The organism is Aquimarina sp. AWH4_224 (genome assembly GCF_056160245.1).
In genome coordinates, this window is the sequence record NZ_JBSWWU010000005.1 from 1 (window position 1) to 14,932 (window position 14,932).

Here is a 14,932-nt window from a genome sequence, read left to right on the forward strand (position 1 = left end):
TTTCTTGCCTTGCATACTTAAAGATAACATACCAATCCAAAATCAATAACAAATCTATCTTACATTTTTGTTAACTTGTGCAACAGGCACAATACCTATGCGATAATGCGGGCTTTGGGTTTATTCGAAAGGTTATTGCCAATTTGGTTAGTCGCCAAAGATTTAAATTTAGTATTTTAGAAAAGATAAAAACAAAATATAAACTTTGGCTAAGTGCAGGCTCGAAAACCTGTGATTTTTTGCTTCCGCACTATGCATAGCTCAACGTTGTATACCATTAGAAAATGAGATTTGATTTAGAACCACATATCGGAGCTGGAAAAATAAAACTTGGAATGACGAGAGATGAAACTCGAACAATTCTTGGTGAGCCTGAATATTCATCAGAAAAATCAGTAATGGATTATGGAGATTTTTCAATGCCTGTTCCTGCAAAAGATGGCTATTTCAAAAATGAACTACAGATAACATTTGACGACAACAACAAAGCTGATTTTATTGAATTTTCAGGTAAGGATTCTGAATTTACTGAAGTCTATCTAAATGAAATTGAAATTTTTAAGACTCCTGCTCAACAATTAATCAAGGAGATATCTGTTTCGACAAATTCTGATTTTGATAATGAAGAAGAGGAAATCCCATATTCATATGTTTTTCCCTCTATAGACTTAGCAGTTTGGAGACAATTAATTCCCGAAATGGATGAGCAAACGGAAGAAATCCCTGAATCTGATGAAGGCAAATACTTCTGGACAATTGGAATTGGAATAAAAGGGTATTATGAAAATGAATAAAACGGCATACAACACTGTATATAGCAAATAGGGCGTTCAGTGATTTACAAAAGTTCTGTGCTATTTGCAAACACCGCCAAATCTTTGATTTGGCTTTTAAGAATGAATAATTTAAAAACAAAATACAACGTTTTGGCTCAGTACAAACCAGAAAGTTTATCGCTTTCTACTGCCCTACTTGCCATATACTAAACGTTGTGTGTCATTATGAAAAACGTAATTAAATATAAAAATCCTTGGTATGAAACTGACCAAGACTTAACAAAGCAATTAAAACTTGAAATTGCTTCTAATCACATTCTGGCTAATAAAAAAGTAAAAACGATAGCTAGACGCGATGACAATGATGACGTTCTTTATAAAATTCTTGACAAGGACTCAACATACGCGATTGTTCATTTGACTTGGAAACAATCAAAACAAACTGATAATATATGGCCAAAAACTAGAATACTTAAAACTTCACAAGAAGTTCAAGAGCAAATTAATGAGGATAATCTTGATTGGGAATGAAAAATATGGAAAGTAGACAAACCCAAATAGAAATATTGGCAGGAGATGGAAATCTGAGCGAATTGAAAAGGATATTTGATTCAGGATATTCTCAAATCGAATTAGATGTTGCTCTAGAAAATGCAATTGCCTACTCCCAAATTAAAATAGCTGACTATTTGTTGGAATTGGGAGCAGATTTTTCCAATTATGATTATCAAGGAACTTATTATGCTGTTCATAATAATGAGATAGAAGGATTAAAATTCGCAATCGAAAGAGGTGTAAATGTAAATATTAACGAGGGCCAACTATTGAATACAGCAATCGTGACTGTATACAATACTAAAGACCCAAAAACATTGAATTATTTGCTTGAAAAAGGTGCAGACCTAAAATTTTTATCAAAGAAAATAATGGATGCATTTGGAAATAATCAAATTAAAGAAATAATAAAAAACGCCACACAACAAGATGTAAAAAAGCATTAAAACACTTTTTACATTGACCGTTGTACGCAAGCAGAAGATAAATCTGTAAAATCCGATTTTAAAATAATGAACAAAATACTTTTATCACTTTTAGGAATTTTATTAATTATTTCCTGTAAACAAAAATCAAATACTGCAAAAGAGATTACAGACAACGAACCAATAAAGGACAGTCTAACGATTGAAATAAATAAGTTGAATAAAAATTATTTTAATGGATTAGGGGTCGCTATTGTTGATTCTTCAGGCTTTTTGTACAAAAAAGGATTTGGATTTGCAGATGTAAAATCCAAAAAACCTTATACTGAGAATACGCTACAACCTATTGCTTCTATTTCAAAGACATTTATTGGATTAGCTTTAATGAAGGCTCAAGAAAAAGGTCTTTTGAATTTAGATGACCCTGTAAACAAGTATCTTCCATTTGAAGTTCGAAATCCAAATTTCCCAGATACCGATATAACCATAAGACAATTAGCAACACATACTTCATCGATAATTGATACTGAAAATTATATGGATAAATCCTATGTGCTAAAAGATGAAATAGATAGCACATTAATAAAATCAGAAAATATTCCTCAAAGTTTCAATCCAAAACACACTAACATTGCTCTATCTGAATTTCTAGAAAACTACTTATCCACAAATGGAAAATGGTATGATAAAAATGCTTTTACAGCAAACAAACCAAGTCAATTTTTTGAATATACAAATGTTGGTGCAACACTAGCAGCCTATATTGTTGAAATTGTATCAAATAAATCATATTCAGATTTCACGACCGAACATATTTTGAAACCTTTAGAAATGGATAGTTCAGGCTGGAGCTATGGAGCTGTTAACTTTGAAAACGTTTCAACCCTGTATTCCAATACAGAAACCAAACTACCATATTATTCATTAATCACATATCCAGACGGTGGGTTTATAACCAACATCAATGATTTAGGAAAATATTTGACCGAATTGATTAAAGGCTATTCGGGAAACGGAACAATCTTAACTAAAGAAAATTACAATCAACTTTTTGAAATACAATTGACTAGTAAAAATTTCACTGAGGAAAGAGGCAAAACAAACCCATACGATGATGAATATAATTCAGGTATTTTTATGGGGTTTTCCTCCTTTAATAATATAGGTCATACTGGCGGAGATCCTGGAGTTTCTTCTTTAATGTTCTTTAATCAAAAAAATAAGATAGGGCGAATTTTATTCGTAAATACGAATATTCAAAATCAAGAAGGATTTGATGCTTATTTTGGAATTATGAACAAATTAGATGAGTATTCAAGTAAATTAATTCAATAAACCCGTGTACAACAATGTATCCCCCCCCCTTCAGGATGGTAACGTTTCTGATACTAAACGTTGTGATGCATTAGCTCAGTTCGTATTAGACATTTTTTTCGGAGAATCCCCTTTGGTGATCTGTTTGTCCCGGTTCTGGTAGATATGGATACTTTTATCTTCCGATTTTGTACTAAACTCCATCTTTGTTTTTCTATTTTGCTACCTCTATTTTTATTAGGCCTCACTTTTTTACTGGAGAATATTATTTTTATGTTCTGAAATATCACCTTATTGAGGTAACTATATTTCTTACTATTTGGATATATAGTTACCTTTAGTAACTATATACGTACATTACCCACAATTTGAGAAATGCAAGACAAAAATTCGAAAATTACGATTCATATGGTTTCCAGTCTTGATGGTTTTATAGCCAAAAAGGACGGAAGTGTATCTTGGATGCACGCAAAAGATAATTACGAAAAAGGTGTCGAACTGACGAAAGAGTATATTTCGGAATTCCTTAAGTCTATTGACTGTTATGTTATGGGGTCTCGCACTTATGAACACGCTGTTGAATTGGGTTGGCCTTATGGAGAAGTTCCAGTTTTTGTTCTAACCGAACGACAACTTGAATCGGATAAAAAAAATGTACAATTCATTTCAGGTAACTTAAGCAAAATAGTAAATGATCAACTAAAAAACCAGTACAAAAACATTTGGATGGTTGGTGGAACTATGCTCACGAAAGAATTTCTGCGACTTGGATTAGCAGATGAAATAAATATCACGATAATCCCGACACTTTTGGGTGATGGAAAACTTTTCTTCGACTACATCGGAAAGGAAATTCAGTTGCATTTAAAGGATGTAACTGCCTTTAAAGATGGAATGGTTGAAATGGTATATGAGATAAATAAGAAATAAAAAAACGTGGCTAACAATGTATAATAGCTACCTTCGGCAAACTACACTTGTTATACGGAACGTTAACGGTAATCAGAGTTACGAAAAAAAATAACCACTTCCTTAAAAAACTAAACTCATTATCTTTGAAAAAACAATCCTATAAAAAACAATGACAGGAATTTCATTGATAATTAACATCCTTATCATTTTTGGTACTTGTCAGGCATTTTTTATTGCCTATGTTTTACTAAGTTCGGACAGAACAGCATTCAAAAAATTACTGGCAACACTGCTAATTGTAGAAGGAATTATTCTTTTTGAACGCTTATTGGTAGAAACAGAACTTATAAATTCTATGCCACATCTTTTGGGGATTGCTACCCCAATTAGTTTTCTAAAACCCCCTCTACTCTTTTTTATGGCGTTGTCAATAACTATACAAGGGTTTAAATTATCAAAAAAGAGCTATTTACATTTCGTAGTGTTTTGTTTGATGTTAGTGTTAAACATTCCGTTTTATTTTTTAAGCGGAACGGAAAAATTAGAAACCGTAAACAGGTTTATGACCAAAATTCCATCGTACACCAGTTTTGAGTTTTACTTTTTCTTGAGCTTCTTTGCTTACATTGGAGTCTATGTGTTTTTTGGCATCAAAAAATTACAACAATTTAAACAACAGGTGACTAATAATGTTTTAGTAAACTGGTATTGCACCATACTTATCGGTTACTCCATTTTTTTACTCCTACATCTCATCTATTTTATCTTTCAGCCTTTGGGCAATTACAATTTTGCTCTTTTTAACCAGGTAAGTATGTTAGCAATGACTTTTTTAATTCAATCTATTGCTTATAAACTAATAGACAAAACATTAATTCTTACAAGCAAACCTACTAATCTGAATAATCTTACTAAAAGAAAAAATGACCAACTACGAATTGTAAACTTGTTTGAAATTGATAAAATACATCTGAACGATAATCTAAATCTTAAAATCTTCTCAGAATCGGTTTCGTTACCTTCCAATTATGTTTCAGAAATAATTAATCAAAAATTTAATTGCTCTTTTAAAAAATTAGTAAATCAATACCGACTAAAAGAAGCGAAAGAAATTATAAAACGTGACAAAGACAACAAACTAAAATTAATTGAAATTGCATACGATTCTGGTTTTAATAATAAAGTGTCTTTTTACCGAGTTTTCAAAGAATTTGAAGGGATTGCTCCTTCTGAATACATCAAAAACTTAAAATCTTAAAAAAATATAGGTTACAAAACCGTTCTGTAACCAGTGCTAAAACAGAATTAGCTACTTATGCTTCTCAAATTAAATAGCTAACATTATGAAGCATAAAGGAGCAATTGTGATTAATCAACCAAGATCAATAGTCACGGATTTATTTATAAATTCGGATTACAACAAAGAGTATCAGGATGGTTTTATTAAAAAAGAACTGATTAGTGGTACGAAAAACCAAAACGGAGCAAAGTCTAAAATGTATTATAAGTATGGTAATAAGGATATGATTTTAATTGAAACCATTACCAAAAATAATCTTCCCGATTCTTTTGAAGCAAATTACTACCATAAACACATGGAAAATACCATGAAATGTACTTTCATAGAAATTAGCGATACACAAACCAGATATGAGTATGAATATGAGTATACTAGAATCAACTGGTTTATGCCAAAATTAATGGCAATTCTATTTCCAAATATGTATAGAAAACAAGGAGAAAAATGGATGCAACAATTTAAACAATTTGTTGAAAAACAATAAAACTATGTGGGAAGACAAACTAAAAATATACGATTGCCTTATTGACAAATGCGAACGATTTGAAAGAAAAGGAAAAACAATGCCTTATACGTCTGCCAATGGTTATATGTTTTCGCTTTTTAACAAAGCGGGGGAAATAGGAATCCGATTTTCTAAAGAAGTACAAAAAAAGTATCTTAAAGAATTTGACACCACACTTTACAAATCTTACAATGCTACTATGGAAGGCTATGTTTTGATTCCCGAAAAAATGTGGGAAGATTTGGATAAATTATCAGAATACTTAAATGAAAGTTATGATTATGTAATGAGTTTACCTCCAAAATAACTACCGTCAACAACATACAAAAACATTGGGTAGTTGGGTACTAAAATCAAGAATAATTGCTCATTTATAGGTTTCCAATACCTTGTTTTTTCCATTCAGCTAACTCTATTTTATTAGGTCTGGCTTTTTTATTGGAGATTATTATTTTTATGTTCTAAAGGAAAACTTCATTGAGGTAATTATATTTCTTACTATTTGGATATATAGTTACCTTTAGTAACTATATACATACGTTATGGTCAATTAAAGTGAAATGATAAAAAAACTGATTACATATCTATTAGTGCTACTTTTTGGAATTGTTTCTTGTAAGAAAAAAGATGCTCTTTCAGAAAAGGTTAACTCTGAAAAAATCACTCAAGAAAAATTAATCGATTCGTCTAAAATCAAAGCGACTAAAAATCAAATAGTAGATTCAGTTCCGAAAATTAGCCAAAGCCCCAAAGATCTTAAGTCCTATTTAAAAAATAAAGTAGAAAGGTTATCTAAATTAGAGCACAATTATATAATTAAAGATTTTGGACTTATTGAAGTTGAAAAAACTAGGTTAATTAGAGGACTCGAAAGGTTAATAAAGTCTGATTTCAATAAACCAGAAGAGATTGAAAACATTAATATTGACACAATAAAAAATTCTATTATAGAAAGTAGATTTGCCTTTATTAAAGCTACAAAAAGTAAAACTCCAAATGGGAATACTTTTCCTAGAGCAACCATTACGGAATACATTTTTAAAAATCAAGATATTGCTAATAGTACATTTGCGTCTTTAAGTGAGTTAAGAGAAATTGACAGGATTTGGTATCGAATAAGTAAAGAACCAAACTCAATACTTCTTGAAGATAATAGATTATATTACGTTAGCACCGGAGGATGGTATATGATGGATATTTATAAAGAAATAGAAAACGAAATCAAAAAAAGACCATAACAGTTTGTATAGTTCATTTGCTCCCTTCGGGAAGCAAACGCACCATACAAGGGACGTTGTTAGAGTCAATTAAAATTAACTAGGTAGTAATTTCCGAGGATGAAAAATTACTTTAGAGACATAGCTATTCAAACCATAGTTTGGGCATTTTTTTTCATCTTCTTTACGATGTTAAGACAGTTTGGACAGAGATTGGTTGATGAACCCGAACCGAGAAGTATTTTAGAATACGTATTTATATTTTTAATTATGGGTTTGGTGGTAAGTATATCTTTTGTATCCATTGGTGAATTGCTGAACAAAAGAATTAAATCAATAAAATCATTTGGGTTGACAATACTAATACAGTCATTTTTTTATCTAATAATTTTAGTATTTGTTGTTAGTGTAGGTGTAGTCATGTATTCGTTATCGGGCAAAGAAATTTTAGACCTAAAATTAATACTGAACTATTTATTTTCGAAAGAAGGAAGCCTAACTTTATTCTATTTGTTCTTTGTTTCAATCTTGGTGAATTTTGTTAAAAATGTAGATAAGAAGTTTGGACCTGGCAACCTATTGAGAATGTTGAAAGGAGAGTTTCACTCACCCAAGGAAGTTGAAAGAATCGTTATGTTTCTGGATTTGAAGTCATCAACGACTATTGCTGAACAAATTGGCCATTTAAATTATAGTCAATTTGTACAAGATTGCTTTGATCAGTTACATATGGTGAAAAAATATAATGCCGAAATATATCAATATGTAGGAGATGAAGTTGTTTTAGTTTGGGAACCGGATAAAGGATTAGAAAATGCAAACTTTATAAATTTCTTCTTCTCATATCGTCAATCCTTAATAGACAAAAATGAATACTTTAAATCTACCTATGGTTGTATTCCAACTTTTAAATGTGGTTGTGAAATGGGAAAAGTTGTAATGACTGAAGTTGGGCAAATCAAACGTGAAATTGCTTATCATGGAGATGTGATGAATTCTGCTGCAAGAATTCAAAATCAATGTAATAGCCTAAACAAAGAGTTTCTCTTATCAGAAAAACTGTACAAACGACTTTCAAGACCTGGTGTTTTCAAAATTGATTTTATAGGTAGTTTTAACTTGAAGGGAAAAGTAACCGATGTGAAAATATATAGTGTTGAAGTGAATAATAACTGACTCTAACACTGTATATGAAATCATAGCCGCCTATCGGCAGGCCACGCTTCATATACTAACCGTAAGCAATAAGACGAACGAATGCACCTAAACAAATTCACATTACTATTTATAATTTTGATTTTTATATCGAGCTGTAATGACCGTTCTGAAAAACTGACAATTGAAAATATAACTCAAAATAAATGGAATTGTCAATTTAAATCAACGGAATTTAAAAGAGGTATAATTGGATTTCCTTTAGACTCAACCTCATTAAGAATCGTAAATGGATTTTGGCCAATGCTTGCCTCGGAAAGTATCTTAAAATTTGATTTAGATACTTATGAATTCAAAACTGACAAGTATTCATTTAAAGGTAAATGGTTTAAAAAAGATAGTTCTTCTATTTATTTATTAGGAGATAAAGACCTTTTTAAAGACACTATAATAGGATTCTTTGAATACAAGGAAAACAAAAATTATCTGCGGATTTCCGAATCAAAAATTATTGACCTAAATATTGAGAATGAAATAGAAATTTTTGGTGGAGAAAACGTATTATTTGAGCTTAAAAATATAAGGTAATACTGCTTACAACAACATATATGCAATCATAGCAGCTAAGTGTTCAATCAAATGGTTGTTGTATTTTTGGTAAGGCGCAATGCTTGCTGCAAATAAAATTTAGCAATCAATGCGCAGTTTTTGCTTATAGTTGAGTAACTTTTTGCTCTGCTACGACACACATTTTAAACATTACATTTCATTAGAAGGTATCAAAAGATGAGTACTAAAAATATTAAAATAATTTCTGGATCTTATGCCGGGAAAGTCGACAATACAGTGCTGGAATGGATAGAAAAACATAAGCATAAATTAGACGAATCTTTTTTGATTTTTATTGAAAAACATCATGGAACTATTCCTGTAAATGGAGAATTTAAATCCAAAAATGGAAATTCGTTCAAAATTGCCCGATTTTTAACCTTGTTAAATGAAGCTTCAGAACTTACTCCACCAATTAATCAATCATATCTTACAGATCGGGATATAAGAATTGACCAGAGTATTTATACATTAATTGATGAAGAGAGTGCCACGCATAGAGGTTTTATTGATGGAGAAAAATTAATCCCGTTTGCTTCATTATGTTATAACAACCATCATCCAGACGAAATGGACCTCTCAAAGGCTTATGTTGACTTACTTTGTTTTTTCTACTCCTCAAATAACGAAAGACCTAAAATAGTAGTTTGGAATGGGCAAAAAGCTATCGAAGAGCATATGAGAATCGAAGAGCTTTTAGAAGTAGAAGACCTAACCGAAGAAGAATATTATAAGTCGATTAACTATTCGTCTTTTATTGAAATAATAAGTGAAAATTTCGACATTTTTTTGGATAAATTAAATTAAAAAAGAAATCCAACAAGGTATATAGTATATGCAAACATACCATACACTAAACATTAGACACAAGCTGAAAAATGAGACTACTAATAATCATATTGACTTTTTTAACTTTAATCAGTTGCAACGATAACGGACAAAAATCGGTTTCTCAGAACGATCGATTTGAACTTGTTCCAGAACCAGACAAGGACTTGAGAGAGGAATATGAGAAACAACAAAAAGATTCATCGAAAAACGATCCCCACTATGTAGAGTATTTAGGCGAAAGACTGAAACCGATTAGATTAAATTTCAAAAGAATCAACAAAATCACAGAGTGGACTTCTACGGATAAGAGAAAACTTTATCCATCAACAGAAGGAGGTGCTGCAACATATTATTTCCTAAATGACACTCTTTTAAAAGTTGTTGCAATTCATTTTAGAGAAACAGGCAAAAAAATTCAAGAATTTTATACACAAAATGAACAACTTTCATTTGTATTTGAAAAGCAGTATGAATACAATCGACCGATAACTTGGGACGCTACAGCAATGAAAGAGAACAACGATACTGAAACATTTGACATTGATAAGTCTGAAATAATTGAAGACCGTAGCTACTTTGAAAATGGAGAATTAATTCGACAAATCAACAACCAAGACTGTAGCTCACCTTTTGCAGAAGACTATTTAAAAGAAGAACAATTTCGACTAAAAACAGAATTTGAAAAATTAAAAGAACTATTAAAAAGATAAAAGTAAATGCCTAACAAGGTGCAACATTAGGAAAATGAAATTCTACACTAAAATACTGCTGATTTTGACTATTCCTTTTCTTTTCAATTGTGATGGAAAGCAAAAACAAATTGAAACTTGGAAAGATAGAACAGCAGAAGTTAAAACAGATGCAATTAAAGACGGAACTATTCTGCCAGTACAAGAATCAAAATCCAAAATCACTCGCCCTTGCGATTTTAGAACCTTAAAAGAAATAGATTCCCTATTACATAAAAATACAGAACTTGATGAGCAAACTTATCTCAAGTTTATTGTAAATATGAGAATTGACTGTTCGAATAACATAGAATACAGTCAATGGAACAATGAATTGGTTTTTAAAATGCTCCATAGGAATCCAAAAATGTTTATTGCATTTTTAAGTAGATACTCAACAAAAACAAAAAGCGACGAGAAAACAAATTTTGTGCTGAAAGAGTTGAGAAATCCAATTCATGACGGAATTGAATTAATTAACATTTTAAAGCAATTAGACCAAACGGAAACTGAAGACACCAAATTAAAGGAATTAGTTTCTGAATCAATAAAAAAAGCGATTGAAAAAAATAAATAACGTTACACAACAACGCCTAAACTGCATTGAAACTCAGTTTAACCAGACTGTTAGCATTAATTTAAAAAACTGAATTGAAAATTAGAGAAGCACATAGAAATGATTATACCATTTCCACCGACAAGGATAAATTAGATATCTTGAGCATTCACAAATTCCTTGCAAACGAAACTGATTGGGCTAACGGAATTCCAATCGATACTTTAAAAACATCAATTGAAAATTCTTTGAATTTTGGGCTTTACCACGAAAACAAGCAAATTGGCTTTGCCAGAATAATTTCAGACTATTCAACCATTGCGTATTTGGGAGATGTCTATGTTCTAAAGGAATATAGAGGAAAGGGATTAAGTAAATGGCTGATAAGTGAAATCATGGAACACCCAAATCTTCAAGGATTAAGACGCTGGATTTTATTAACTAATACAGCAGAATGGCTTTATAAAAAGTTTGGGTTTATGGAAGTACCTAATCCTGAATTTTATATGGAGAAACATAACCCAAATGTATATAATGGAATAGATAAAACTACCTATAAACAATAGCAACCCTATGGGATGCAACTACTAATGGCTAAATCGTTGTTACATTGCGAATGAAAAACTTCAAGAAAATATCATTTTTTGCACTCGTCCTGGGATGGATTGGACAAATAATAACTCATATTGTTTGGTCGAATTTTAAATTCGAAAATGCATCTGGAGGAGATACTGGAGTTGTGGTTTTTTGGTCTACGTTTTTTCTTTTAATCTATTACGGACTATTTATCCTCATACCAAGTAAACGAATTGCCAAACTATCTGAAAACATCGGAATTCTAAACTTCACACTGTTATCCGGAATTTATGCACTAGTTGGATTTACAATTTTGATTGGGTGGATTTTCTTAACCTCAAATAATTTTTTAGGAGTATTTATCGACGCATTTGTTTGCGGACTAATTTTCGGTCTAACTTTTCATCTGACTTGGAATAAAAAGCGGAATGAAATAAATCAAATACATCTTATTCCTATTCTGATTATACCAATTTTATTTCTGTTTATCTATTTATATGCTTTTCCAAAATTATTACCATCACTTGCATATAACACTGTCCCTCAATACGTAAGACATGATATAGTAAAAAACACCATTCCAAAATTCAAAGTTGGAGATGAACTATCTGACTTACAAAAAGCTTTACCTGGGGAATTTGAATTTGAGAATTGTTATGGGAATCGAGGGGCCATGTTAGAAAATTTTCAATATGTAATAGAAGTAAATTGTTGTAAAATAGTGAGAATTGAATATGGACCAAGGCAAAAAACTGGATATAGAATGGGAGGGAAAAGAAAACCCTGTAACTAACAATAAATGTACAAATAAACAAAGGGCTTTTGGTAAAGCCCAATATCTAAGTATTTGGCTTCATACCAATATGAAACGTATCACTTATCCTCTGCCCTACGTTTCTTATACGAGATGTTATACTCAATAAATGAACAGAATTGAAAACATATTATTTGATTTAGACGGTACAATTATAGAACCCGAAGAGGGTATAGTAAATTCTGTGCTTTATGCTTTGAACAAGCTCGGCATTCAAGAGAGTGACAAAGAAGATTTAAAAAGTTTTATTGGCCCACCTTTGATTGACTCTTTTAAAATTTACTATGGATTATCTGAAAGTGTAGCTATTCAGGCTGTCAACTATTACCGAGAATTCTTTTCTCAAAAAGGAATTTACCAAAACGCTCTTTATCCAAATATTGAAAAGGTTCTGAAAGAATTAACAAAGAATGGATTTCAACTTTTTGTTGCTACGTCAAAACCTACAGTATATGCCAAACAAATAATTGAAAATTTTAACCTGGGTTATCTTTTTAGAGAGGTGGTCGGTAGTAACCTGGACAATACCAGAAAGGATAAAACGGAAATAATTGAATATATAATCTCAAATTTTGAGCTAAATAGAAGTCAAACTTTAATGATTGGAGATAGAAAATTCGATATCCTTGGAGGTAAAAATAATTCAATTGGAACTATTGCGGTTTCCTATGGTCATGGAAGTATGAAAGAACTAAAGGATTCAAATTCTGACTCGATTGTAAATGACTGTATCCAGCTAAAAGATGAAATTTTAAAAATGACGTATAAGCCATATTAAGAGAATAACCTTTATTGGATCCTTGTTATACTTCAAAAATAGTGTAGAATATGAATGGGTTTGAATTGAATATTGAATTTGTATTGTTATTAATAGGATTCATATGCTTTATTCTATTGGTCAATTATCTTCAAAATAGCTTTGGACTTAAATTTTTAAAAAAAAGACAAAAACTAAAAGAAGATTTTTTAAAAAAACAAAAAGAATACAACAAAGGACTTAATGTTGTTTATTCTAAGGATACTTTTTTTGCATTCTACGGAATTAAATATTCCCTTTCTCTTGATAATAATTCAGAAATAGAAGCCTGCCAAAATGGTACTGACCCAAGATGTATCAAGGCTAAGAATGTGGGATTAACCTTTAGTGTCGGACGTTCCACAGAAGGAGAAGACTATTTTTTATACATTGGTTAATCTCTTGGAACGATCTATTATTTAGATACGCTTCACATCAAAATAACTAACCTTGAAAACAAAATAGACCAGGTAAAAAAACAACTAGCCGAAATAGGATTTACTCAAGAACCTTACTTACATCTTCAGATGGAATGTAAATTCTGAATAACGTATAAAATTAGATCTCTCATGACTTTAAAAAGTTTAACCATTAATAAATCACTAATTACAAAGTTTAATACTTTGTAAAAATGATCCAATAGAAAGTTAAAACTGTGCCCATAGCAGGGCTGAGAAGTATTAAGCTTTCACCATGTAGAGTTAATCTTTGATACTATCACTATCCATAGGTTTCTAACAACTGATTTTGCTGTTGAATGGCAGTTTTAAACTCCTGTTTCAGACTTGAAATCAAATCTTTTACACTAGGCGCATCATGAATAGCCGCCACTCCTTGTCCAGCAGACCAGATAGTAGCCCACGCTTTAGCTTCATTTTCATCCACCGTTAGTTCTTCGCCAAAATCTACTTTAGTCTTTCGGGTCAACATTTCTTCGGTAATTCCCATAGCCTGTAAACTTGGGCCTAAAAAATTGGCAGCAACCCCAGAAATAGCAGCAGTATACACAATATCGCTGGCTCCACAGTTGATGATCATCTCTCTATATTCTTTTGGAGCTTTGCTCTCTTCGGTATTGATAAAACGAGTACCCATATATGCCAAATCCGCTCCCATTTGCATAGCAGAGGCAACATCTCTTCCTGTACTAATACAACCAGAAAGTAATATTGTCTTCTTGAAGAACTGCTTAATCTCGGTAATAAATGGCATTGGATTTAAGGTTCCCGCATGTCCTCCTGCTCCTGCTGCCACCAAAATTAATCCATCTACTCCTGCTTCGCTAGCTTTTTCGGCATGTCTCTTTTTGATAACATCATGAAATACCAATCCCCCGTAACTATGCACCGTATCTACCAATTCTGAAACAGCACCCAAAGAAGTGATAATTAATGGCACTTGATGCTTAACACATAAAGCCAAATCAGCTTTTAATCTCGGATTTGAATGATGAACAATAAGATTTACACCAAATGGCGCTGCTTTTTTACCCGTTTCCTTTTCATAATCCGAAAGTGCTTCTTTAATCTCAATCAACCATTCTTCGAATCCTTCAGAAGTTCGTTGGTTCAATGCAGGAAAAGTACCTACAATTCCATTTTTACAACACTCAATAACCAATTGAGGTCCTGAGATTAAAAACATGGGTGCCGCCACAGCCGGCAAGGTTAATTCTTTTATAAAGGGTGCTTTACTCATTTTATGGTGTATATTAAAGATGATTTCTAATTTCTTTCTACAATATAATACTATAATTGAAAAACTAAGAAAGTATTATTAATTAGAATTCATAAAGATGCAAGAGTAAAATTCTTGTCATTATGGATAAGGTTCCAAGTTTGCTATTGGAGATGAACTTGGCTC

At 31.5% G+C, this 14,932-nt stretch carries 19 protein-coding genes; 18 read left to right on the forward strand and 1 reads right to left on the reverse strand.

Annotation, left to right across the window (positions count from 1 at the left end):
* Window positions 1–284: 284 nt before the first annotated feature.
* From ACXAGJ_RS11040 to ACXAGJ_RS11125, 18 genes are all read left to right on the forward strand, one after another.
* Window positions 285–794, forward strand: a complete 510-nt coding sequence (locus tag ACXAGJ_RS11040; RefSeq protein WP_474839789.1) for a hypothetical protein — start codon at window positions 285–287, stop codon at window positions 792–794.
* Between the two features lie 207 nt (window positions 795–1,001).
* Entirely contained in the window at window positions 1,002–1,307 is a 306-nt protein-coding gene (locus ACXAGJ_RS11045) for a hypothetical protein (RefSeq protein ID WP_474839791.1), read from the forward strand.
* On the forward strand, window positions 1,304–1,777 hold the full coding sequence (locus ACXAGJ_RS11050) for a hypothetical protein (protein WP_474839793.1): 474 nt from the start codon (window positions 1,304–1,306) through the stop codon (window positions 1,775–1,777). The genes ACXAGJ_RS11045 and ACXAGJ_RS11050 overlap by 4 nt, the downstream gene beginning before the upstream one ends.
* A gap of 66 nt (window positions 1,778–1,843) precedes the next feature.
* Window positions 1,844–3,091 (forward strand): serine hydrolase domain-containing protein, encoded by a 1,248-nt coding sequence (locus ACXAGJ_RS11055; RefSeq protein WP_474839795.1) that lies wholly within the window; start codon window positions 1,844–1,846, stop codon window positions 3,089–3,091.
* Between the two features lie 354 nt (window positions 3,092–3,445).
* On the forward strand, window positions 3,446–4,000 hold the full coding sequence (locus tag ACXAGJ_RS11060) for a dihydrofolate reductase family protein (protein ID WP_474839797.1): 555 nt from the start codon (window positions 3,446–3,448) through the stop codon (window positions 3,998–4,000).
* Between the two features lie 151 nt (window positions 4,001–4,151).
* On the forward strand, window positions 4,152–5,240 hold the full coding sequence (locus ACXAGJ_RS11065; RefSeq protein ID WP_474839799.1) for a helix-turn-helix domain-containing protein: 1,089 nt from the start codon (window positions 4,152–4,154) through the stop codon (window positions 5,238–5,240).
* An 85-nt stretch (window positions 5,241–5,325) separates the two neighbouring features.
* Window positions 5,326–5,766 (forward strand): SRPBCC family protein, encoded by a 441-nt coding sequence (locus ACXAGJ_RS11070; protein ID WP_474839801.1) that lies wholly within the window; start codon window positions 5,326–5,328, stop codon window positions 5,764–5,766.
* Window positions 5,767–5,770: 4 nt separating this feature from the next.
* Window positions 5,771–6,094 carry a hypothetical protein gene (locus ACXAGJ_RS11075; RefSeq protein ID WP_474839803.1) on the forward strand — a complete coding sequence of 108 codons (324 nt, stop codon included), beginning with the start codon at window positions 5,771–5,773 and terminating at the stop codon, window positions 6,092–6,094.
* A gap of 253 nt (window positions 6,095–6,347) precedes the next feature.
* Window positions 6,348–7,025, forward strand: a complete 678-nt coding sequence (locus tag ACXAGJ_RS11080) for a hypothetical protein (protein ID WP_474839805.1) — start codon at window positions 6,348–6,350, stop codon at window positions 7,023–7,025.
* 99 nt (window positions 7,026–7,124) lie between these two features.
* A complete protein-coding gene (locus tag ACXAGJ_RS11085; RefSeq protein WP_474839807.1) occupies window positions 7,125–8,180 on the forward strand; it encodes an adenylate/guanylate cyclase domain-containing protein in 1,056 nt (351 codons plus the stop codon).
* A gap of 81 nt (window positions 8,181–8,261) precedes the next feature.
* Complete coding sequence (locus ACXAGJ_RS11090) at window positions 8,262–8,747, forward strand: hypothetical protein (RefSeq protein ID WP_474839809.1); 486 nt, start codon at window positions 8,262–8,264, stop codon at window positions 8,745–8,747.
* Between the two features lie 198 nt (window positions 8,748–8,945).
* The gene (locus ACXAGJ_RS11095) at window positions 8,946–9,575 is read left to right on the forward strand and encodes a hypothetical protein (RefSeq protein ID WP_474839811.1); all 630 of its coding nucleotides are present in this window, start codon (window positions 8,946–8,948) and stop codon (window positions 9,573–9,575) included.
* A gap of 71 nt (window positions 9,576–9,646) precedes the next feature.
* Entirely contained in the window at window positions 9,647–10,309 is a 663-nt protein-coding gene (locus ACXAGJ_RS11100) for a hypothetical protein (RefSeq protein ID WP_474839813.1), read from the forward strand.
* A gap of 64 nt (window positions 10,310–10,373) precedes the next feature.
* Window positions 10,374–10,904, forward strand: coding sequence for a hypothetical protein (locus ACXAGJ_RS11105; RefSeq protein WP_474839815.1), 531 nt, complete (start codon window positions 10,374–10,376; stop codon window positions 10,902–10,904).
* A 74-nt stretch (window positions 10,905–10,978) separates the two neighbouring features.
* A complete protein-coding gene (locus ACXAGJ_RS11110; protein WP_474839817.1) occupies window positions 10,979–11,449 on the forward strand; it encodes a GNAT family N-acetyltransferase in 471 nt (156 codons plus the stop codon).
* A 50-nt stretch (window positions 11,450–11,499) separates the two neighbouring features.
* Entirely contained in the window at window positions 11,500–12,252 is a 753-nt protein-coding gene (locus ACXAGJ_RS11115) for a hypothetical protein (protein WP_474839819.1), read from the forward strand.
* Window positions 12,253–12,382: 130 nt separating this feature from the next.
* A complete protein-coding gene (locus ACXAGJ_RS11120; RefSeq protein WP_474839821.1) occupies window positions 12,383–13,051 on the forward strand; it encodes an HAD hydrolase-like protein in 669 nt (222 codons plus the stop codon).
* 50 nt (window positions 13,052–13,101) lie between these two features.
* Entirely contained in the window at window positions 13,102–13,467 is a 366-nt protein-coding gene (locus tag ACXAGJ_RS11125) for a hypothetical protein (RefSeq protein WP_474839823.1), read from the forward strand.
* A gap of 322 nt (window positions 13,468–13,789) precedes the next feature.
* On the opposite strand, the gene ACXAGJ_RS11130 is transcribed toward ACXAGJ_RS11125, so the two are convergent.
* Window positions 13,790–14,767 carry an NAD(P)H-dependent flavin oxidoreductase gene (locus tag ACXAGJ_RS11130; RefSeq protein ID WP_474839825.1) on the reverse strand — a complete coding sequence of 326 codons (978 nt, stop codon included), beginning with the start codon at window positions 14,765–14,767 and terminating at the stop codon, window positions 13,790–13,792.
* Window positions 14,768–14,932: the final 165 nt, after the last annotated feature.